Origin of the sequence: Exiguobacterium sp. s138, assembly GCF_018618775.1 — a bacterium.
GTDB classification, from domain to species: Bacteria; Bacillota; Bacilli; order Exiguobacteriales; family Exiguobacteriaceae; genus Exiguobacterium_A; species Exiguobacterium_A artemiae.
Genome location: NZ_JACSMW010000010.1, coordinates 23,087 through 44,103 on the forward strand (window position 1 = coordinate 23,087; position 21,017 = coordinate 44,103).

Genomic DNA, 21,017 nt, shown 5'->3' on the forward strand with positions numbered 1-21,017 from the left:
GGAGGTCCACCCCTTGGTAGATGTTAATAGATTTGAATATATGAAAATCGGCCTCGCTTCCCCTGAAAAGATCCGTTCGTGGTCTTTCGGGGAAGTGAAGAAGCCGGAAACGATCAACTATCGTACGCTCAAGCCAGAGAAAGACGGCTTGTTCTGTGAACGGATTTTTGGTCCGACCAAAGACTGGGAATGTTACTGCGGAAAATACAAACGGATCCGTTATAAAGGAATCATTTGTGACCGTTGTGGCGTTGAAGTAACGAAGTCGAAAGTCCGTCGTGAACGCATGGGTCACATTGAACTTGCAGCACCGGTTTCGCACATCTGGTACTTTAAAGGAATCCCAAGTCGTATGGGTCTCGTCCTTGATATGTCACCGCGCGCACTCGAAGAGATCATCTACTTCGCGTCGTACGTCGTGACAGATCCGGGCGAATCGACACTCGAGAAAAAACAACTTCTTTCAGAAAAAGAGTACCGCGCTTACCGCGAGAAATTCGGTAGTTCGTTTACCGCTGAAATGGGTGCGGAAGCTGTTCGTAAATTGCTCCGTGACGTTGAACTCGAAAAAGAAGTAGCCGGTTTACGTGAAGATCTTCGAATGATTCAAGGCCAACGTCGTACACGTGCGATCAAACGTCTTGAAGTCCTCGATGCTTTCCGTAACTCAGGCAACAACCCGGAGTGGATGGTTCTGGAAGTACTTCCTGTCATCCCGCCGGAACTCCGTCCGATGGTCCAGCTTGATGGTGGACGTTTCGCGACATCTGACTTAAACGACTTATACCGTCGTGTCATCAACCGTAACAACCGTCTCAAGCGTCTTCTTGACCTTGGCGCTCCGAACATCATCGTTCAGAATGAAAAACGGATGTTGCAAGAAGCGGTCGATGCCTTGATCGATAACGGTCGTCGCGGTCGTCCGGTTACTGGACCGGGTAACCGTCCATTGAAATCTCTTTCGCACATGCTGAAAGGGAAACAAGGACGTTTCCGTCAAAACTTACTCGGTAAACGAGTCGACTATTCTGGTCGTTCGGTTATCGTCGTTGGTCCAAACCTGAAGATGTATCAATGTGGTCTTCCGAAAGAAATGGCCCTTGAACTCTTCAAACCGTTTGTCATGAAAGAGCTTGTCTCACGTGGCATCGCACCGAACATCAAGAGTGCAAAACGGAAAATCGAACGTGTTCAACCTGAAATTTGGGACGTATTAGAAGAAGTCATCCGTGAGCACCCGGTTCTCTTGAACCGTGCCCCGACGCTTCACCGTCTCGGTATCCAGGCGTTCGAACCGACACTCGTCGAAGGTCGCGCGATTCGTCTTCACCCGCTCGTATGTACGGCTTACAACGCCGATTTCGATGGTGACCAAATGGCGGTTCACGTACCACTTTCAGCAGAAGCACAAGCAGAAGCACGTCTTCTCATGCTCGCTGCACAAAACATCTTGAACCCGAAAGACGGTAAGCCTGTTGTTACACCATCGCAGGATATGGTCCTCGGTAACTACTACCTGACGCTTGAGCGTGAAAACGCAATCGGCGAAGGTAAAATCTTCTCGACAGTGAACGAAGCGTTGATTGCCTACCAAAATGGGTATGTCCACTTCCACACACGTGTTGCGATTCCAGCCGGCGTTCTGAAGAACCCGACATTCACGGAAGCACAAAACGAGAAATTATTGGTTACGACGGTCGGTAAGTTGATCTTCAACGAGATCCTCCCAACGACGTTCCCATACTTGAATGAACCATCGATGAACAATCTGCAGGAAGCAACGCCTGATCAGTACTTCCTTGAAAAAGGAACGGACATCGCGGCTGAAATCAAGAGCCGTCCGATCATCGAGCCATTCAAAAAAGGATTCCTCGGAAATGTCATCGCGGAAGTCTTCAAGCGTTTTGAAACGACTGAAACAAGCCGCATGCTTGACCGAATGAAAAACCTTGGTTTCAAACACTCGACACGTGCGGGTATTACGGTTGGTATCGCTGATATCATCGTACTTCCGGATAAACAGGAAATCCTGGTCGAGGCACAAGATAATGTTGACCGCGTTATGAAATCGTACCGTCGTGGTCTCATCACGGAAGAAGAGCGCTATGAGCGTGTCGTTAAATCGTGGAATGACGCGAAGGATGAAATTCAGTCTCGTCTGATGAAATCCCTCAACCGTTTGAACCCGATCTTCATGATGAGTGACTCCGGTGCCCGTGGTAACGCGTCAAACTTTACGCAGCTTGCAGGGATGCGTGGACTCATGGCCGCTCCAAGTGGACGGATCATCGAGCTCCCGATCAAATCTTCGTTCCGTGAGGGTCTGACGGTTCAGGAATACTTCATCTCGACGCACGGTGCCCGTAAAGGTCTTGCCGATACAGCCTTGAAGACTGCCGATTCAGGTTACCTGACTCGTCGTCTCGTTGACGTCGCGCAAGATGTTATCATTCGTGAAGATGATTGTGGTACGGATCGTGGTATCCGCGTCACAGCACTCCGCGAAGGAACGGAAGAAATCGAAAACCTCTACGACCGCCTTGTCGGCCGTACAGCGTTCGAAAAAGTCGTTCACCCGGAAACAGGAGCAGTCCTCGTTTCAACAAACGAACTCATCGACGAAGATATCGCGCGTGCGATTACCGACGCAGGCATCGACAACGTTGAGATTCGTACAGCCTTCACCTGTAATACAAGTCACGGCGTCTGTAAGAAATGTTACGGACGTAACCTTGCGACTGGTAACGACGTCGAAGTCGGCGAAGCAGTCGGAATCATCGCGGCACAATCAATCGGTGAGCCAGGAACGCAGCTTACAATGCGTACCTTCCACACAGGTGGGGTTGCCGGAGACGATATCACACAAGGTCTTCCGCGTATCCAGGAGTTGTTCGAGGCCCGTAACCCGAAAGGTCAAGCGGTCATCTCGGAAATCGACGGACAAGTCATCGACTTTACGGAGTCGCGTGATAAGCGTGAGTTGACGATTCAAGGTCTGAGCGAAACACGGACATACACGATTCCTTTCGGATCACGTCTTCGTGTTCAACTCGGTGAAGAAGTCAAAGCCGGACAAGTGTTCACGGAAGGTTCAATCGACCCGAAAGAACTCTTGAACGTCAAAGGTGTATCAGGCGTACAGAACTATCTTCTTCAAGAAGTTCAAAAAGTATACCGGATGCAAGGGGTTGAGATCGGTGACAAGCACGTCGAGGTCATGGTACGTCAGATGATCCGTCGCGTCCGCGTCATCGAGTCTGGTGAGACATCACTCTTACCAGGTTCGCTAGTCGATATCAGCACATTCAAAGAAGCATGTAAAGAAGCGCTCCGTGCCGGTAAAGCACTCGCTTCGGCTAAACCAGTTCTCCTCGGTATTACAAAAGCGTCGCTTGAGACGGATTCGTTCCTATCAGCTGCTTCGTTCCAGGAAACTACTCGTGTCCTTACGGATGCGGCGATTAAAGGGAAGAGCGACTACCTTCGCGGCTTGAAAGAGAACGTTATTATCGGTAAACTTGTTCCAGCTGGTACAGGAATGACACGTTACCGTCAAATCGGTCTCGAGATCGCAGGCGAAGCACCTGTAGAAGCAGATTCTCCTGTAGAATAAAACGCCTTGACACGCCGGTATGGCGGTGCTACTATGATATAGTGTTGCCAACCGGCTGTGTTATTTTGGAGGATATCTTCATGTCTTACAAAAAAGTAGTCGGCGCAGATTTGAAGTTTGTCGGTCAAAAGCAAACGCTCAAAGCATTGCGATCTGGCAAGGCGTCGGAAGTGATCATCGCAGATGACGCAGATGAACACGTAAAGCAAGCATTGCTCGATGCGGCGAAACAAGCAAACGTTCCAGTCGTGAACGTTCCTTCTAAGCTTGAGCTTGGTAAGGCTTGTGGAATCGACGTTGCAGCAACTGCTGTTGCTATTAAGAAAGTTTGATAATACGTTTTGTGTGGCGATGGAATGCCTGAGCCACGCAAAACGTTTCATTATGACTTTCGATGAACCACCCGGCTCGGTGGTTTTGAAACTTGTCATGAATTCAGGAAGGGAGGATCTCAAAGATGCCTACTATCAACCAATTAGTCCGTAAAGGACGTCAATCAAAAGTTGTGAAATCAGATTCGCCAGCGCTGAACAAAGGGTACAACAGCTTTATCAAAGCTCGTACTGACATCAGCTCACCACAAAAACGTGGTGTTTGTACTCGTGTAGGTACAATGACTCCGAAGAAACCGAACTCGGCTCTTCGTAAGTACGCACGTGTACGTTTAACGAACACAATGGAAGTAACAGCTTACATCCCAGGTATCGGCCACAACTTGCAAGAACACAGTGTTGTTCTTATTCGCGGCGGTCGCGTAAAAGACTTACCAGGGGTACGTTACCACATCGTTCGTGGTGCACTCGATACAGCTGGAGTTGACGGCCGTATGCAAGGTCGTTCGAAATATGGTACTAAACGTCCAAAAGCAGCAAAAAAATAATCTAGATATCAGAAGATATCACCTCACTATATGAAAGGAGGGACTCGGAATGCCACGTAAAGGTCAAGTAGAACGCCGTGATGTAATGGCTGATCCGATCTACAACTCTAAACTCGTTACCCGCCTTATCAACCGTCTTATGTTAGATGGTAAAAAAGGTACTGCTCAACAAATCTTATACAAAGCTTTTGAAGCTATCGCTGAACGTTCAGGTCGCGATGCAATGGAAGTTTTTGAAGAGGCGATGAACAACATCATGCCAGTTCTTGAAGTTAAAGCACGCCGCGTAGGTGGAGCTAACTATCAAGTTCCTGTCGAAGTCCGCCCTGAGCGCCGTACGACACTTGCACTTCGTTACCTCGTGAACTACTCACGTCTCCGTAACGAAAAAACAATGGATGCTCGTCTTGCTAACGAAATCATGGACGCTGCAAACAACACTGGTGCTTCAGTTAAGAAGCGCGAAGATATGCACAAAATGGCGGAAGCGAACAAAGCGTTTGCTCACTACCGCTGGTAAAACCGGAATTAACCACCTCATCTATGCCATTTTGTATGGAAATATGAGGTGGCTTTCGGGTATAGTCATGACGTGTGGCAACGCACGGACACTAAACTAAAATGCGAAAGGAGAATGTTTAAAGATGGCAAGAGAATTCTCCCTTAAGAACACCCGTAATATCGGGATCATGGCCCACATCGATGCTGGTAAAACAACAACGACTGAGCGTATCCTCTATTACACGGGTCGTATCCACAAGATTGGTGAAACGCACGAAGGTGCTTCACAAATGGACTGGATGGAGCAAGAGCAAGAGCGCGGAATCACGATTACATCTGCAGCAACAACTGCACAATGGAAAGGTAACCGCGTAAACATCATCGATACACCTGGACACGTAGACTTCACTGTTGAAGTTGAACGTTCACTCCGTGTACTTGATGGTGCGGTAGCAGTACTTGATGCTCAGTCTGGTGTTGAGCCACAAACTGAGACAGTATGGCGCCAAGCTACAACTTACGGCGTGCCACGTATCGTTTTCGTTAACAAAATGGATAAAATCGGTGCAGACTTCCTGTACTCGGTTGGAACGCTTCGCGACCGCCTTCAAGCTAACGCACACGCAATCCAAATCCCAATCGGCGCAGAAGATGAATTCAAAGGAATCATCGACCTCGTTGAAAAGAAAACATACATGTACGGTAACGACCTCGGTACTGATATCGAAGAAACTGAAGGTTTCCCTGCAGAATTCGCAGAAGAAGCTGAAGAACTTCGTGCATCATTAATCGAAGCAGTTGCAGATTACGAAGAAGAAATGATGATGAAATACCTCGAGGGCGAGGAAATCACAATTGAAGAGCTTAAAGCGGGTATCCGTAAAGCGACTCTTACAGTTGATTTCTACCCAGTTCTCGTTGGTTCGGCATTCAAGAACAAAGGTGTTCAGCTTATGCTTGACGCAGTCCTTGACTACCTCCCATCACCAGTCGACGTAAAAGCAATCACAGGGATTAACATGGATACAGATGAAGAGATCGTTCGTGAGTCAACTGACGAAGCGCCATTCTCTGCACTTGCATTCAAAGTTATGACTGACCCGTATGTTGGTAAATTGACGTTCTTCCGTGTGTACTCTGGTACAGCTTCGGCAGGATCTTATGTCAAGAACTCAACAAAAGGGAAACGTGAGCGTCTCGGACGTATCCTTCAAATGCACGCGAACAGCCGTGAGGAGATCCCAATGGTCTTCGCTGGTGACATCGCAGCAGCTGTAGGTCTTAAAGATACTACTACTGGAGATACGCTTTGTGCAGAGAAAGACAACGTCGTTCTCGAATCAATGACATTCCCAGAACCAGTTATCTCGGTCGCGATCGAACCAAAAACGAAAGCTGACCAAGATAAAATGGGTCAAGCACTCGCTAAGCTTGCTGAAGAGGATCCAACTTTCCGCACTGAAACTAACCCAGAGACTGGTCAAACGATCATCTCAGGTATGGGTGAGCTTCACCTCGACATCATCGTTGACCGTATGCGTCGCGAGTTCAAAGTCGAAGCAAACGTTGGTGCTCCACAAGTAGCTTACCGTGAAACGATCCGCCAATCGGCGAAAATCGATTCTAAGTTTGCTCGTCAATCAGGTGGTCGTGGTCAGTATGGTCACGTCGTCGTAGAATTCGAGCCAAACGAAGAAGGTGCTGGCTTTGAGTTCAACAACAAAATCGTCGGTGGTGTTGTTCCACGTGAATACATCCCAGCGGTTGAACACGGAATCGAAGAAGCGCTTCAAAACGGTATCCTTGCTGGTTATCCAGTAGTTGACGTTAAAGCGGCACTCGTTTTCGGATCGTACCACGATGTCGACTCGAACGAGATGGCATTTAAAATCGCGGCTTCAATGGCCGTCAAACAACTTAAAGATAAGAGCGGCGCTGTTATCCTTGAGCCAATGATGAAAGTTGAAATCGTTATCCCAGATGAATACATGGGAGACATCATGGGTGATGTTACATCACGCCGTGGACGCGTTGAAGGTATGGAAGCTCGCGGGAACGCTCAAGTCGTTCGTTCGATGATTCCACTTTCAGAGATGTTCGGTTACGCTACTGGTCTTCGTTCACGCACACAAGGTCGCGGAACGTACTCGATGCACTTCGATCACTACGAAGAAGTACCGAAATCAGTTGCTGAAGAAATCATCAAAAAAGCAAACGGCTAATCCTTCACAGGTTGTCACGCTTTTATGATTAGTGTAAGCTAAGGAAGGTGTACGTTATTCGACGATTCACCTTCCTAGTTATAAAATATTATTAGACACATAGAGGAGGAATTCAGAATGGGTAAAGAAAAATTCGACCGTTCTAAACCGCACGTTAACGTTGGTACAATTGGCCACGTCGACCACGGTAAAACAACTTTAACAGCAGCTATCTCAGCTGTACTTGCAAAAGCACAAGGTAAAGCTGCAACTAAGTTTGACCAAATCGATGGTGCTCCAGAAGAGCGCGAGCGCGGTATCACTATCGCAACAGCTCACATCGAGTACGAAACAGAAAAACGCCACTATGCACACGTTGACTGCCCAGGTCACGCTGACTATGTTAAAAACATGATCACTGGTGCTGCACAAATGGACGGCGCGATCCTCGTTGTTTCTGCAACTGATGGTCCAATGCCACAAACACGTGAGCACATCTTGCTTTCACGTCAAGTAGGTGTTCCTTTCATCGTAGTATTCATGAACAAAGTCGACATGGTTGACGACGAAGAGCTTCTTGAACTCGTTGAAATGGAAATCCGCGAACTTCTTTCTGAGTACGACTTCCCAGGCGATGACCTCCCAGTTATCCAAGGATCTGCTCTCGGCGCGCTTAACGGCGAAGCTAAATGGGAAGAAAAAATCATGGAACTCATGACAGCTGTTGATGAGTACATCCCTGAGCCAACTCGTGACACTGAAAAAGACTTCATGATGCCAGTTGAGGATGTTTTCTCAATCACTGGTCGTGGTACAGTTGCTACTGGCCGCGTTGAGCGTGGAGTTCTTAAAGTCAACGACGAAGTTGAAATCGTTGGTCTTCACGAAGAAACTAAAAAATCAGTATGTACTGGTGTAGAGATGTTCCGTAAGCTTCTTGACTATGCTGAAGCTGGCGACAACATCGGAGCACTTCTCCGTGGTGTATCACGTGACGACATCGAGCGTGGACAAGTTCTCGCGAAACCAAACACAATCACACCGCACAAAACTTTCAAAGCGCAAGTTTACATCCTTTCAAAAGAAGAGGGTGGCCGTCACACGCCATTCTTCGGTAACTACCGTCCACAGTTCTACTTCCGTACAACTGACGTAACTGGTATGTGCCAACTTCCTGAAGGAACTGAAATGGTAATGCCTGGGGACAACATCGAATTGACTGTTGAACTCATCGCGCCAATCGCTCTTGAAAAAGAAACTCGTTTCTCAATCCGTGAAGGTGGCCGTACAGTAGGCGCTGGATCAGTTACAGAAATCGTTGAGTAATTTTTAAGGTTTAAAGGTCTTCCGTCTCCCGTGACGGAAGACCTTTTTTCATTTCTTTGAAAACAGTCTTGCAACATGGTCAGACATCTTATATACTGAGGAAAGTGTTTGTGCGAGTGGTGAGAGACTTGAAAACAAATTCTATTTTTATTTTACTTGCATTCCTGCTTGGAATTCAGTAAACTAGGATATGTTGGTCACAAACACAACGCGATGAAGCGGGAGGTTATGACACACCAGGCGGCATTGCCATGGCTAGTGTGGAAATTTCCGCGGAGAATGTCTATTTACAAAATAGGCGAAAAGGAGGGAAACAACATGGCAAATGAAAAAATTCGGATCCGTTTGAAAGCATACGATCACCGCGTGCTTGATCAATCGGCTGAGAAAATTGTCGAAACAGCAAAACGTTCTGGTGCTACTGTATCTGGTCCGATCCCACTCCCAACGGAGAAAGCGATCTACACAGTACTTCGTGCCGTTCACAAGTACAAAGATGCTCGTGAGCAGTTCGAAATGCGTACACACAAACGTTTGATCGACATCGTTAACCCAACACCGAAAACAGTTGATGCGCTTATGCGTCTTGAACTTCCATCGGGCGTTGACATCGAAATCAAACTTTAATTTTTCTTCTATAAATAGTTGATACTAGCCAGAAGATCAAAATCATTCAATATTAGGAGGTGTATCTCATGGCTAAAGGAATCTTAGGAACTAAACTCGGTATGACACAAATCTTCAACGAGTCAGGCGAAGTAGTACCAGTTACTGTCGTTTCAGTAGAAGGTAACGTTGTTCTTCAATTGAAGACAATGGAAGTGGACGGTTACGAAGCAGTCCAACTCGGCTTTGGTGATATCAAAGAAGGTCGTCAAAACAAACCGCAAAAAGGTCACGCAGCGAAAGCTAGTGCGACACCTAAGCGCTTCATTAAAGAAATCCGTACATCTGTAACAGATTTCGAAATCGGTCAAGAGATTAAAGCAGATACTTTCGCTGCAGGCGAAATGGTTGATGTAACAGGTACGTCGAAAGGTAAAGGTTTCGCTGGAGCAATCAAGCGTCACAACCAATCACGTGGTCCAATGGCTCACGGTTCGCGTTACCACCGTCGCCCAGGTTCAATGGGTCCTGTCGCTCCAAACCGTGTATTCAAAGGGAAATTGCTCCCAGGACGCATGGGTGGAGAGCAAGTCACTGTTCAAAACCTTGAAATCGTAAAAGTTGATGTAGAACGCGGCTTACTCCTCGTCAAGGGTGCTATCCCAGGCGCACGTAAGAGCCAAGTTGTCGTCAAAACTGCGGTAAAAGGCAACTAATTTGTTTGCAAGGAAAGGAGGAATAACGAATGCCTAAAGTAGCTTTGCTTAACCAAACAGGTACACAAGTTGGAGACATCGAGTTGGCAGATGCCGTTTTCGGAATCGAGCCAAACGAAGCAGTCGTATACGATGCAATCGTCATGCAACAAGCTTCACGTCGCCAAGGTACACATGATACAAAAGGTCGCTCGGAAGTTCGCGGTGGCGGCCGTAAACCATGGAAACAAAAAGGTACTGGTCGTGCACGCCAAGGTTCGATCCGTTCGCCACAATGGGTTGGCGGTGGAACAGTCTTCGGTCCAACACCACGTTCGTACGCTTATAAACTTCCTAAAAAGGTTCGTCGTCTCGCATTACGTTCAGCACTTTCTTCGAAAGTCGCTAACAACGAGTTCATCGTTCTTGAAGGATTGACAATCGATGCTCCGAAAACAAAAGACATGATTTCGGTCTTCGCTGCTCTTTCAATCGAACGTAAAGTCCTCGTCGTTACTGCTGATTACAACGAGACAGTCGTTCTTTCAACACGCAACATTCCTGGTGTCACAGTCGTTGACGCTGCTGGAGTAAACGTCCTTGATCTTGTCGCACACGACAAAGTCATCTTCACGAAGGATGCTGTTGCGAGAGTAGAGGAGGTGCTTGCATAATGGCAAACGCACACGACATTATCAAACGTCCTGTAATTACTGAACGCTCAGTGAACCAAATGGCTGAGAAAAAGTACACGTTCGAAGTAGACGTAAAGGCATCTAAGACACAAATCAAAGATGCAGTTGAAGCGATCTTCGGCGTTAAAGTTGAAAAAATCAACACACTTATCTCAAAACCAAAAGCAAAACGCGTAGGTCGTCACGCTGGTTACACAGCACGCCGCAAAAAAGCGGTCGTCACGCTTACTGCAGATAGCAAAGAACTCGATTACCTCGGTTAATCGGTACTCTGTAGAAAAGGAGGGAACTCTCGATGGGAATTAAAAAGTTTAAACCGACCACTAACGGTCGTCGTAATATGACTGCGCTTGACTTTGCTGAGATTACGGCTTCACGTCCTGAAAAATCGTTAACTGAAAAGCTTTCGAAAAAGGGCGGACGTAACAACCAAGGTCGCTTGACAGTACGTCACCAAGGTGGCGGACACAAACGTAAATACCGTATCATCGACTTCAAACGGAACAAGGATGGCATCGCTGGCCGTATCGCTACAATTGAGTACGATCCGAACCGCTCTGCAAACATCGCTCTTGTCCACTACATCGATGGTGAAAAACGCTACATCCTCGCACCTAAAGGATTGAAAGTTGACATGCAAGTCATGTCAGGAGTTGAGGCTGACATTAAAGTCGGTAACGCTCTTCCACTTTCAAACATCCCAGTTGGTACATTGATCCACAACATCGAACTTAAGCCAGGTAAAGGTGGTCAGCTCGTTCGTTCAGCTGGTACTTCTGCTCAGCTTCTCGGTAAAGATGGTAAATACGCGATCGTTCGTCTCCAATCAGGCGAAACACGTATGATCCTTGCTACTTGCCGTGCAACAGTCGGCGCTGTCGGTAATGAAGAGCACGAGCTCGTCAATATCGGTAAAGCTGGTCGTTCACGCTGGCTCGGAAAACGTCCTACAGTTCGTGGTTCTGTAATGAACCCAGTTGATCACCCGCACGGTGGTGGTGAAGGACGTGCTCCAATCGGTCGTTCGGGCCCACTTACTCCTTGGGGTAAACCGGCACTCGGATACAAAACTCGTAAGAAAAACAAAGCGAGCGATAAATATATCGTCCGTCGTTCTAAAAAATAATTACGTGATTTCTGAACGGTTCGCAGGAACCGTTCCTGAATCATGCCAAAGGGAGGTACAACTATGGGTCGCAGCTTGAAAAAAGGTCCATTTGCAGATCACCATTTGCTCGCTAAGGTTGACAAAGCCAACGAAGCTGGTGACAAGCATGTTATCAAAACTTGGTCACGCCGTTCTACAATCTTCCCAGAGTTCATCGGTCACACGATCGCTGTCTACGATGGTCGTAAACACGTACCGGTTTACGTGACAGAAGATATGGTCGGTCACAAACTTGGTGAATTCGCGCCAACACGTTCTTACAAAGGACATGCTGGAAACGATAAGAAGACTAAACGTTAATCTGAGGGGAGGTACTCATTATGCAATCAAAAGCATCGGCTAATATGGTTCGCATTGCTCCTCGTAAGGCACGTCTAGTAGTAGACTTAATCCGCGGGAAGCAAATCGGTGAAGCACTTTCGATTCTTGCTTACACGAACAAGGCAGCAACGCCAATCGTTGAGAAAGTATTGAAATCGGCAATCGCGAACGCTGAGCACAACTTCGACATGAACATCGAAAACCTCGTAGTAACAGAGGCTTACGTCAACGAAGGTCCAACGCTCAAACGTTTCCGCCCACGTGCAATGGGTCGCGCAAGCCGCATCAACAAACGTACGAGCCACGTTCACATCGTGGTATCTGAAAAATAAGGAGGGATTACCGTGGGTCAGAAGATTAACCCAACTGGTCTTCGCGTAGGTATCATCAAAGACTGGGAATCACGTTGGTTCGCAGATAAAGACTATGCTGATCTCCTTCATGAAGACTACGTAGTTCGTGAATATATCGAAAAACGTCTTAAAGACGCTAGTGTCTCTAAAGTTGAAATCGAGCGCGCAGCAAACCGCTTGAACATTTCACTTCACACTGCTAAACCTGGTATGGTTATCGGTAAAGGCGGTTCTGAAATCGAAACACTTCGTACAGACATCACTAACCTTGCAAAAGGCAAACGCGTTCACGTTAACGTCGTTGAAGTGAAAAACCCGGATGCAGTTGCTAAACTTGTCGCTGAGAACATCGCACGCCAACTTGAAGGCCGTGTATCGTTCCGTCGTGCAATGAAGCAATCAATCCAACGCTCTATGCGTTCAGGTATCAAAGGAATCAAGACTGAAGTTTCTGGTCGTCTTGGCGGCGCTGATATCGCTCGTTCAGAGAAGTATTCAGAAGGAACAGTTCCACTTCATACACTCCGTGCAGACATCGATTACGGTACTGCTGAAGCTGATACAACTTACGGCAAAATTGGCGTAAAAGTATGGCTCCACCACGGTGAAGTGCTTCCTACGAAAAAAGCAGCATCTAACGAACAATAATCCACATCCGTCTAGGGAAGGAGGCAACACAACATGTTGTTACCAAAACGTGTAAAATATCGTCGTGTTCACCGCGGCAACATGCGTGGTAAAGCGAAACGTGGTACTACAGTACACTTCGGCGAGTTCGGTATCCAAGCTCAAGAAGCTAGCTGGATCACTAGCCGTCAAATCGAATCAGCGCGTATCGCGATGACTCGTTATATGAAACGTGGTGGTAAAGTGTGGATCAAGATTTTCCCACATAAACCATACACTAAAAAACCTCTTGAAGTCCGAATGGGTTCAGGTAAAGGTGCTCCGGAGGGCTGGGTTGCAGTCGTCAAACCGGGGAAAGTAATGTTTGAAATCGCAGGAGTATCGGAAGAGATCGCACGCGAAGCTCTCCGTCTTGCATCACACAAACTTCCAGTAAAATGTAAGTTCGTAAAACGTGAAGAAAATGGTGGTGATACGAATGAAAGCAACTGATCTCCGTCAGCAAACTACAGAAGAGCTCAACGGTAAAGTCGGTTCGTGGAAAGAAGAGTTGTTCAACCTTCGTTTCCAACTTGCGACTGGTCAGCTTGAGAACCCTGCTCGTATCCGTGAAGTGCGCAAGTCGATTGCACGCGCGAAAACCGTTCTTCGTGAACGCGAACTCGGCATCAACAACGCATAATTCACTCGGATTCTGAGAGGAGGAACACTCAATGGAACGCACTAACAACCGCAAAGTGTTAACTGGACGCGTCGTATCTGACAAAATGGATAAAACGATCGTAGTTACAGTTGAGACTAAAGTAAAGCACAAGCTCTACGGCAAACGCGTAAACTACTCTAAGAAGTACAAAACGCATGATGAAAACAACACAGCTAAAATCGGTGACGTTGTACGCATTCAAGAAACACGTCCACTTTCTAAAGACAAACGTTTCCGTCTCGTAGAAGTCGTCGAAAAAGCAGTAATCATCTAAACTCTAATTAGTTCGGATGAATAAACATCCGGAGGGAGGTACAATCGTATGATTCAACAAGAATCTCGCTTGAAAGTAGCAGACAACTCAGGAGCTCGTGAAGTCTTGACGATCAAAGTCCTCGGTGGATCTGGTCGCAAAACTGCTAACATCGGTGACGTAATTGTTTGCACAGTTAAACAAGCAACACCAGGTGGCGTTGTCAAAAAAGGTGAAGTTGTACGCGCAGTAGTCGTTCGTACTAAACGTGGCGTTCGTCGTAAAGACGGTTCGTACATCCGTTTTGACGAAAATGCAGCAGTCATCATCAAAGATGATAAAAGCCCACGTGGCACACGTATCTTCGGACCAGTCGCACGCGAACTTCGTGAAAAAGACTTCATGAAGATCGTCTCGTTGGCACCGGAAGTACTTTAATTCCAAAGAATTCCTACAAGGAGGTGCTCTAACGATGCATGTCAAAAAAGGTGATAAAGTTCAGGTTATGACTGGTAAAGATAAAGGCAAACAAGGTGTTGTCCTTACTGCTATGCCTAAAAAAGATCGCGTTATCGTCGAAGGCGTTAACATGATCAAAAAACACTCAAAACCTTCTCAACTCAACCCGCAAGGCGGAATTGTCGAGAAAGAAGCACCGATTCACGTATCGAACGTTATGCTCATCGACCCTAAGACAGGAAACCCAACACGCGTTGGTTTCACTGTGGTTGACGGCAAGAAAGTACGTATCGCTAAAAAATCGGGCGAAGCTTTAGATAAATAAGAAGATTTAAAGAAAGGAGGTCCACTTTCTGATGAACCGTTTAAAAGCTAAATACCAAGACGAAATCGTCAAAGTAATGATGGAGAAATTCAACTATACTTCTGTAATGCAAGCGCCGAAAGTCGATAAGATCGTAATCAACATGGGTGTTGGTGACGCTGTTACGAACACGAAAGCACTTGACATGGCAGTCGAAGAGCTTCAGCTCCTCACTGGTCAGAAGCCACTCATCACGAAAGCTAAGAAATCAATCGCTGGTTTCAAACTTCGTGAAGGTATGCCAATCGGCGCGAAGGTAACACTTCGTGGAGAGCGCATGTATGAGTTCCTCGACAAGTTGATCAACGTGTCACTTCCACGTGTACGTGACTTCCGTGGTGTATCGAAGAAATCATTCGATGGCCGTGGTAACTACACGCTAGGCGTGAAGGAACAATTGATCTTCCCAGAGATCGACTACGATCGCGTATCTAAAGTCCGTGGTATGGACATCGTTATCGTTACAACTGCTAATACGGATGAAGAGTCACGTGAGCTTCTCACAGCACTCGGCATGCCATTCCAAAAATAAGGGAGGCCGCACACATGGCTAAGAAATCAATGATCGCACGTGAAGTAAAACGCCAAGCACTCGTCGAGCGCTACGCTGAACAACGCGCAGAATTGAAAGCACAAGGCGACTACATCGGCTTGAGCAAACTCCCACGTAACTCTTCAGCGGTTCGTTTACACAACCGTTGCAGTATCACTGGCCGTCCACACGGTTACATTGGTAAATTCGGTATCAGCCGTATTAAGTTCCGTGATCTTGCTCATAAAGGTCAAATCCCTGGTGTTAAAAAAGCAAGCTGGTAATTCATTAAAGTTGTGAAAGGAGGTACATCGCATGGTTATGACAGATCCGATTGCAGATATGCTTACACGCATTCGTAATGCAAACATGGTTCGCCATGAGAAGTTGGAAATGCCAGCTTCTACAATCAAACGTGAAGTCGCTGAAATCCTCAAACGTGAAGGTTTCATCCGCGATGTTGAATATCTCGAGGACAGCAAACAAGGTACGCTCCGCGTATTCCTTAAGTACGGCGCAAGCAACGAACGCGTCATCACTGGACTCAAACGTATCTCGAAACCAGGTCTTCGCGTTTACGCGAAAGCTGATGAAATCCCGAAAGTACTCGGTGGTCTCGGAATCGCTATCGTTTCAACATCTAAAGGTGTTATGACAGACAAAGAAGCTCGCCAACAAAAAGTCGGCGGCGAAGTGATCGCATACATCTGGTAATTCACGCATAAAAAGAACGGAGGTGTCTTAAATGTCACGTATTGGTAAAAAGCCAGTCGTTATCCCAGCAGGCGTTACAGTAACAGTTGAAAACAGCACAGTTACGGTAAAAGGTCCTAAAGGTGAACTCACTCGTGAGTTCAACCCGACTATGGCTATCAACGTAGAAGGTAATGAATTGACTGTCACTCGTCCAAACGACGAGAAAGCTAACCGTACAATCCACGGAACGACTCGTGCGCTTATCGCGAACATGGTCGAAGGTGTAAACAACGGTTTCGCTAAGACACTCGATATCCAAGGTGTTGGTTACCGTGCTCAAAAGCAAGGTAACAAAATCGTACTCAACCTCGGTTATTCACACCCAATCGAGTACACTCCGGAACAAGGCATTGAAGTCGAAGTTCCTACGAATACGCAAATCATCGTCCGCGGAATCAGCAAAGAGCGTGTTGGACACGTTGCTGCATTGATCCGTTCGTACCGTCAGCCTGAGCCGTACAAAGGTAAAGGAATTCGTTACAGTGATGAAGTCGTCCGTCGTAAAGAAGGTAAAACAGGTAAGTAATTCGTTAAGACGAATTGACCGGAAAGGAGTGGCATAAATGATCTCAAAGGCAAACAAAAATGCTACGCGTAAAAAGCGTCATGGTCGTGTACGTCGTACAATCATCGGGACTGCAGCTCGTCCACGTTTGAATGTATTCCGTTCGAACAAGAACATTTACGTACAAGTCATTGACGATGCAACACATGCAACACTCGCATCTGCATCATCACTCGACCTTGAAAAAGGCAACACGACTGACGCTGCATCAGCAGTTGGTAAGCTTGCAGCTGAACGCGCTCTTGAAAAAGGTATTGAAACAGTCGTTTTCGACCGTGGAGGATACCTCTATCATGGACGTATTAAAGCAGTAGCTGAAGCAGCTCGTGAAGCTGGTCTCAAATTCTAATAGAAAAGGAGGGAACCTCTACATGCGCCAGTTAGAAATTAACATGGATCAACTCGAAGAACGCGTTGTTACTGTAAACCGCGTCGCGAAAGTAGTAAAAGGTGGCCGTCGCTTCCGTTTTGCTGCACTCGTCGTCGTAGGTGACAAGAATGGTCACGTAGGTTTCGGTACGGGTAAAGCTCAGGAAGTGCCTGAAGCGATCCGTAAAGCAATCGAAGATGCAAAGAAAAACATGGTTAACGTTCCAATCGTTAACACTACAATTCCACACGAAATCAACGGAATTTTCGGTGCAGGTCACGTCTTCTTGAAACCTGCTTCTGAAGGTACTGGAGTCATCGCTGGTGGCCCAGTTCGTGCGGTTCTCGAATTAGCGGGAATCAACGACATTCTTTCGAAATCACTTGGATCAAGCACTCCAATCAACATGGTTCGTGCGACTGTTAAAGGTCTCACTTCACTTAAACGTGCTGAAGACGTTGCGAAACTCCGCGGTAAAACCGTCGAAGAACTTCGCGGTTAAGAAAGGGAGGGAATACAGATGGCGAAACTCGCAGTTACCCTCACACGCAGCATGATCGGTCGTCCGGAGAACCAACGCGTTACTACTCGTACGCTTGGTCTCCGTAAGATGCACCAAACTGTTGTCGTACCTGACAACGCTGCTATGCGTGGGATGATTAACCACGTGTCACACTTATTGACAGTTAAAGAAATTCAAGAGTAATACGTTTGATATAATTTTATGAGGAGGTGCCCCACTATGAAACTCCATGAATTGAAACCAGCTGCTGGTTCACGTTCAGAACGCAACCGTGTAGGTCGCGGTATGTCTTCTGGTAACGGTAAGACTTCTGGCCGTGGTCACAAAGGTCAAAAAGCTCGTTCAGGCGGTGGTGTTCGTCCAGGTTTCGAAGGTGGACAAAACCCACTTTTCCGTCGTTTACCAAAACGCGGCTTCAACAACCCGACTCGTAAAGAGTTCGCGGTTATCAACCTTGACACACTTAACCGTTTTGAAGATGGAACGGAAGTAACACCAGAACTTCTTATCGAGACTCGCGCAGTCAAAGGTATGAAGGATGGCGTGAAGATCCTTTCTAACGGTAAGATTGAAAAGAAACTGACAGTAAAAGCTCACAAGTTCTCCGAAGCTGCGAAGCAAGCGATCGAAGCTGCCGGCGGTACGGTTGAGGTGATCTAATGTTTCAAGCGATCTCCAATATGTGGCGCGTAGCCGACATTCGTCGGCGCATTCTCTTTACCTTGGCTCTGATTATCGTGTTCCGTATCGGAGCACATATCCCGGTGCCGATGGTAAACACTGAAGTATTCAAGATCGACCAGAATGGTATTCTTGGTTTCTTGAATTCCTTCGGCGGGAATGCTTTGCAGAATTTCTCACTCTTTGCGATGGGAATCATGCCGTATATCACGGCCTCGATCGTTGTCCAACTCTTACAGATGGACGTTGTTCCAAAGTTTGCCGAATGGGCAAAACAAGGAGAGGCGGGCCGTAAGAAGTTAGCAACGGTAACGCGCTATGGAACGATCGTACTCGGCTTAGTCCAAGCGTTTGGAATCGCGCTTGGATTTAACCGTATCTACCCAGGTCTTGTCGATGAGCAATACGGCACCTGGACGTACGTTATGATTGCACTTGTTTTGACGGCGGGTACCGCATTCTTGATGTTCCTCGGTGAACTCATCACGGAGAAGGGCATTGGTAACGGGATATCAATGATCATCTTCGCTGGGATTGTCGCAGGCTTCCCGAACGCGTTCCGTCAGATCTACGAAACAAAGCTCCAAAATGCAGGGGATGCTTTGTTTGTCAATGTGCTTTATATCGTACTGTTGCTTTTAATCATCATCGCGGTCATCGTCGGAGTCATCTATGTGCAGCAAGCTGCCCGTAAGATTCCGATTCAGTACGCTAAGCGTACGGTGAACCGTGCACCAGTAGGCGGTCAATCGACACACTTGCCGATTAAACTGAATGCTGCTGGTGTTATCCCAGTTATCTTCGCTGTATCGTTCATGGTGACGCCACCAACGGTTGCAAGTTTCTTTGCAAGTCCGGAAAATGCGACGAAAATCCGTGACATTTTCGACTATACGAGTCCAATCGGTATGTCGATCTATGTGGCACTGATCATTGCATTTTCTTACTTCTATACATTCGTTCAGGTTAACCCGGAACAAATGGCAGAGAACCTTCAAAAGCAAGGCGGATACATTCCTGGTATTCGTCCTGGTAAGCAAACGGAACAGTACATCACGAAGATCCTGTACCGTCTGACATTCTTCGGCTCACTTTTCCTCGCTGTCATCGCGGTGACGCCAACGTTCTTTATTAAGTTCGCTGGTTTACCGAACTCGGTGCAGATTGGTGGAACAAGCCTGTTGATCGTCATCGGTGTAGGTCTTGAGACGATGAAACAGATTGAAAGTCAACTGGTTAAACGACACTACAAAGGCTTTATCCGATAAGGCGGGAGGAAGGGGACCATCCCTTTCCTTTCTGTTGTGTCTATAGAGTCTATAGAAGTGGAGGCTACCGACATGAATCTTGTATTGATGGGCTTGCCGGGTGCTGGAAAAGGAACGCAGGCTGCGAAAATTATCGAAGACTACGCCATTCCACACATCTCGACAGGCGACATGTTCCGTGCGGCGATCAAAGATCAAACACCGCTCGGGCAGGAAGCGAAATCGTACATGGATAAAGGGGAACTCGTTCCGGACGAAGTCACAATCGGCATCGTACGTGAGCGTCTCGCCAAAGAAGACTGTGCCAATGGTTTTCTTCTTGACGGTTTCCCACGCACAGTGAAACAAGCGGATGCTCTTGAAGTATTGCTTGCGGATCTAAATAAACAAATCGATCACGTCGTTCACATCGGTGTGAACCCGGAGAAACTTGTCCCTCGTTTGACAGGCCGCCGGATTTGCCCGACATGTGGAGCAACGTATCATGTCATCTATAACCCACCAAAAGTGGAGGGTGTCTGTGATATCGACGGATCAGCACTTGTTCAACGTGAAGATGATCAAGAAGAAACGGTTCGCCGTCGTCTTGAAGTCAACGTCGCTCAAGCGCAACCTTTGATTGACTTTTACGCTGAAAAAGGGTATCTTCGTAATTTGGACGGTGATCGTCCGATTAATGAAGTTTATTCCGATGTTCAAGCACTTCTTGGTGGTCAGTAATGATCATTACGAAAGCGCCGCGTGAAATCGACATCATGCGTCAGGCAGGACAAATCGTCGCCCGGACGCATAAGGAGCTCAAAGCTCATATTCGTCCAGGGATCACAACGGGGCAACTCGATGCGATTGCTGAACGCTATATTCGAAGTCAAGGGGCAACACCATCGTTTAAAGGTTATAATGGGTTTACTGGCAGCATCTGTGCTTCAGTAAATGAAGAACTTGTCCATGGTATTCCGGGTGACCGCGTACTCCACGATGGAGACATCATCTCGATTGATATCGGGGCGGAGTATAACGGATATCACGGAGATTCAGCCTGGACATATCCGGTAGGTACAATCTCTGAAGAGACGAAGCGGTTACTTGACGTAACTGAAGAATCTCTGTATAAAGGATTGGAGCGCGCCAAAGCCGGCGTGCACCTGACAGATATTTCGCATGCGATTCAGTCACATGTTGAAGCAGCGAATTTTTCTGTAGTCCGCGAATATGTGGGCCACGGCGTGGGACAAAATTTGCATGAAGATCCGCAAATTCCACATTATGGACCACCGGGGAAAGGGCCGCGCCTGAAAACTGGCATGACCTTGGCGATTGAGCCAATGGTTAATGTTGGAAAACGCTATGTTCGCACGCTATCCGACAATTGGACGGTAGTGACAGTGGACGGTAGCATGTGCGCCCACTTTGAGCACACCATCGCCATCACAGACGAAGGCTACGAGATCTTAACGGTCGATGCAGAGTGAGCTGTGCGCGTTATTGGTGTCACCTTTCTATAAGCCGCTATCCACTCGTGTTTGTGACCGATGATTCTCTCACGGCTACTGTAGA

30 protein-coding genes are annotated in these 21,017 nt (G+C 47.2%); all 30 read left to right on the forward strand.

What is annotated here, in order from left to right; translation table 11 throughout:
* The first annotated feature begins 13 nt into the window (after positions 1 to 13).
* The 30 genes from rpoC to map all read left to right on the forward strand — a co-directional run bounded on the left by rpoC (position 14) and on the right by map (position 20,932).
* A complete protein-coding gene (gene rpoC / locus KNP91_RS14750) occupies positions 14 to 3,613 on the forward strand; it encodes a DNA-directed RNA polymerase subunit beta' (RefSeq protein WP_012369002.1) in 3,600 nt (1,199 codons plus the stop codon).
* 80 nt (positions 3,614 to 3,693) lie between these two features.
* On the forward strand, positions 3,694 to 3,945 hold the full coding sequence (locus tag KNP91_RS14755) for a ribosomal L7Ae/L30e/S12e/Gadd45 family protein (protein WP_012369003.1): 252 nt from the start codon (positions 3,694 to 3,696) through the stop codon (positions 3,943 to 3,945).
* Between the two features lie 125 nt (positions 3,946 to 4,070).
* Positions 4,071 to 4,493: a 30S ribosomal protein S12 gene (gene rpsL, locus KNP91_RS14760; protein WP_012369004.1), complete on the forward strand. Its 423-nt coding sequence runs from the start codon at positions 4,071 to 4,073 to the stop codon at positions 4,491 to 4,493.
* Positions 4,494 to 4,542: 49 nt separating this feature from the next.
* Positions 4,543 to 5,013, forward strand: a complete 471-nt coding sequence (gene rpsG / locus KNP91_RS14765) for a 30S ribosomal protein S7 (RefSeq protein WP_012369005.1) — start codon at positions 4,543 to 4,545, stop codon at positions 5,011 to 5,013.
* Positions 5,014 to 5,137: 124 nt separating this feature from the next.
* Positions 5,138 to 7,216: an elongation factor G gene (gene fusA / locus KNP91_RS14770; RefSeq protein ID WP_012369006.1), complete on the forward strand. Its 2,079-nt coding sequence runs from the start codon at positions 5,138 to 5,140 to the stop codon at positions 7,214 to 7,216.
* A gap of 117 nt (positions 7,217 to 7,333) precedes the next feature.
* On the forward strand, positions 7,334 to 8,521 hold the full coding sequence (gene tuf / locus KNP91_RS14775; RefSeq protein ID WP_026834301.1) for an elongation factor Tu: 1,188 nt from the start codon (positions 7,334 to 7,336) through the stop codon (positions 8,519 to 8,521).
* Positions 8,522 to 8,839: 318 nt separating this feature from the next.
* The gene (rpsJ, locus tag KNP91_RS14780) at positions 8,840 to 9,148 is read left to right on the forward strand and encodes a 30S ribosomal protein S10 (RefSeq protein WP_012369008.1); all 309 of its coding nucleotides are present in this window, start codon (positions 8,840 to 8,842) and stop codon (positions 9,146 to 9,148) included.
* 68 nt (positions 9,149 to 9,216) lie between these two features.
* A complete protein-coding gene (gene rplC / locus KNP91_RS14785; protein WP_012369009.1) occupies positions 9,217 to 9,843 on the forward strand; it encodes a 50S ribosomal protein L3 in 627 nt (208 codons plus the stop codon).
* Positions 9,844 to 9,872: 29 nt separating this feature from the next.
* On the forward strand, positions 9,873 to 10,496 hold the full coding sequence (rplD, locus tag KNP91_RS14790; RefSeq protein WP_012369010.1) for a 50S ribosomal protein L4: 624 nt from the start codon (positions 9,873 to 9,875) through the stop codon (positions 10,494 to 10,496).
* The gene (gene rplW, locus KNP91_RS14795) at positions 10,496 to 10,780 is read left to right on the forward strand and encodes a 50S ribosomal protein L23 (protein WP_012369011.1); all 285 of its coding nucleotides are present in this window, start codon (positions 10,496 to 10,498) and stop codon (positions 10,778 to 10,780) included. The genes rplD and rplW overlap by 1 nt, the downstream gene beginning before the upstream one ends.
* Before the next feature lie 32 nt (positions 10,781 to 10,812).
* Complete coding sequence (gene rplB / locus KNP91_RS14800) at positions 10,813 to 11,643, forward strand: 50S ribosomal protein L2 (RefSeq protein ID WP_012369012.1); 831 nt, start codon at positions 10,813 to 10,815, stop codon at positions 11,641 to 11,643.
* 63 nt (positions 11,644 to 11,706) lie between these two features.
* Complete coding sequence (rpsS, locus tag KNP91_RS14805) at positions 11,707 to 11,985, forward strand: 30S ribosomal protein S19 (protein ID WP_012369013.1); 279 nt, start codon at positions 11,707 to 11,709, stop codon at positions 11,983 to 11,985.
* A 20-nt stretch (positions 11,986 to 12,005) separates the two neighbouring features.
* Entirely contained in the window at positions 12,006 to 12,338 is a 333-nt protein-coding gene (gene rplV, locus KNP91_RS14810) for a 50S ribosomal protein L22 (RefSeq protein ID WP_012369014.1), read from the forward strand.
* A gap of 12 nt (positions 12,339 to 12,350) precedes the next feature.
* Positions 12,351 to 13,007, forward strand: a complete 657-nt coding sequence (rpsC, locus tag KNP91_RS14815) for a 30S ribosomal protein S3 (RefSeq protein ID WP_012369015.1) — start codon at positions 12,351 to 12,353, stop codon at positions 13,005 to 13,007.
* Between the two features lie 33 nt (positions 13,008 to 13,040).
* Positions 13,041 to 13,478, forward strand: coding sequence for a 50S ribosomal protein L16 (gene rplP / locus KNP91_RS14820; RefSeq protein WP_012369016.1), 438 nt, complete (start codon positions 13,041 to 13,043; stop codon positions 13,476 to 13,478).
* The gene (gene rpmC / locus KNP91_RS14825; protein ID WP_012369017.1) at positions 13,465 to 13,668 is read left to right on the forward strand and encodes a 50S ribosomal protein L29; all 204 of its coding nucleotides are present in this window, start codon (positions 13,465 to 13,467) and stop codon (positions 13,666 to 13,668) included. The genes rplP and rpmC overlap by 14 nt, the downstream gene beginning before the upstream one ends.
* A 31-nt stretch (positions 13,669 to 13,699) precedes the next feature.
* Positions 13,700 to 13,963, forward strand: coding sequence for a 30S ribosomal protein S17 (rpsQ, locus tag KNP91_RS14830; protein ID WP_012369018.1), 264 nt, complete (start codon positions 13,700 to 13,702; stop codon positions 13,961 to 13,963).
* 48 nt (positions 13,964 to 14,011) lie between these two features.
* A complete protein-coding gene (gene rplN, locus KNP91_RS14835) occupies positions 14,012 to 14,380 on the forward strand; it encodes a 50S ribosomal protein L14 (protein ID WP_012369019.1) in 369 nt (122 codons plus the stop codon).
* 34 nt (positions 14,381 to 14,414) lie between these two features.
* The gene (rplX, locus tag KNP91_RS14840; protein ID WP_012369020.1) at positions 14,415 to 14,726 is read left to right on the forward strand and encodes a 50S ribosomal protein L24; all 312 of its coding nucleotides are present in this window, start codon (positions 14,415 to 14,417) and stop codon (positions 14,724 to 14,726) included.
* Between the two features lie 31 nt (positions 14,727 to 14,757).
* Entirely contained in the window at positions 14,758 to 15,297 is a 540-nt protein-coding gene (rplE, locus tag KNP91_RS14845) for a 50S ribosomal protein L5 (RefSeq protein WP_012369021.1), read from the forward strand.
* A 14-nt stretch (positions 15,298 to 15,311) separates the two neighbouring features.
* A complete protein-coding gene (gene rpsN, locus KNP91_RS14850; RefSeq protein ID WP_012369022.1) occupies positions 15,312 to 15,581 on the forward strand; it encodes a 30S ribosomal protein S14 in 270 nt (89 codons plus the stop codon).
* Between the two features lie 31 nt (positions 15,582 to 15,612).
* On the forward strand, positions 15,613 to 16,011 hold the full coding sequence (gene rpsH, locus KNP91_RS14855) for a 30S ribosomal protein S8 (RefSeq protein WP_012369023.1): 399 nt from the start codon (positions 15,613 to 15,615) through the stop codon (positions 16,009 to 16,011).
* A 31-nt stretch (positions 16,012 to 16,042) separates the two neighbouring features.
* Positions 16,043 to 16,579, forward strand: a complete 537-nt coding sequence (rplF, locus tag KNP91_RS14860) for a 50S ribosomal protein L6 (protein ID WP_012369024.1) — start codon at positions 16,043 to 16,045, stop codon at positions 16,577 to 16,579.
* A gap of 37 nt (positions 16,580 to 16,616) precedes the next feature.
* Complete coding sequence (rplR, locus tag KNP91_RS14865) at positions 16,617 to 16,967, forward strand: 50S ribosomal protein L18 (RefSeq protein ID WP_012369025.1); 351 nt, start codon at positions 16,617 to 16,619, stop codon at positions 16,965 to 16,967.
* A gap of 22 nt (positions 16,968 to 16,989) precedes the next feature.
* Positions 16,990 to 17,490 carry a 30S ribosomal protein S5 gene (gene rpsE / locus KNP91_RS14870; protein ID WP_012369026.1) on the forward strand — a complete coding sequence of 167 codons (501 nt, stop codon included), beginning with the start codon at positions 16,990 to 16,992 and terminating at the stop codon, positions 17,488 to 17,490.
* Positions 17,491 to 17,508: 18 nt separating this feature from the next.
* The gene (gene rpmD / locus KNP91_RS14875) at positions 17,509 to 17,694 is read left to right on the forward strand and encodes a 50S ribosomal protein L30 (RefSeq protein ID WP_012369027.1); all 186 of its coding nucleotides are present in this window, start codon (positions 17,509 to 17,511) and stop codon (positions 17,692 to 17,694) included.
* Between the two features lie 36 nt (positions 17,695 to 17,730).
* The gene (rplO, locus tag KNP91_RS14880) at positions 17,731 to 18,171 is read left to right on the forward strand and encodes a 50S ribosomal protein L15 (protein WP_012369028.1); all 441 of its coding nucleotides are present in this window, start codon (positions 17,731 to 17,733) and stop codon (positions 18,169 to 18,171) included.
* A complete protein-coding gene (secY, locus tag KNP91_RS14885) occupies positions 18,171 to 19,460 on the forward strand; it encodes a preprotein translocase subunit SecY (protein WP_012369029.1) in 1,290 nt (429 codons plus the stop codon). The genes rplO and secY overlap by 1 nt, the downstream gene beginning before the upstream one ends.
* A gap of 72 nt (positions 19,461 to 19,532) precedes the next feature.
* Complete coding sequence (locus tag KNP91_RS14890) at positions 19,533 to 20,180, forward strand: adenylate kinase (protein WP_012369030.1); 648 nt, start codon at positions 19,533 to 19,535, stop codon at positions 20,178 to 20,180.
* Positions 20,180 to 20,932 (forward strand): type I methionyl aminopeptidase, encoded by a 753-nt coding sequence (gene map, locus KNP91_RS14895; RefSeq protein ID WP_012369031.1) that lies wholly within the window; start codon positions 20,180 to 20,182, stop codon positions 20,930 to 20,932. Before KNP91_RS14890 ends, map begins: the two co-directional genes overlap by 1 nt.
* Positions 20,933 to 21,017 lie beyond the last annotated feature (85 nt).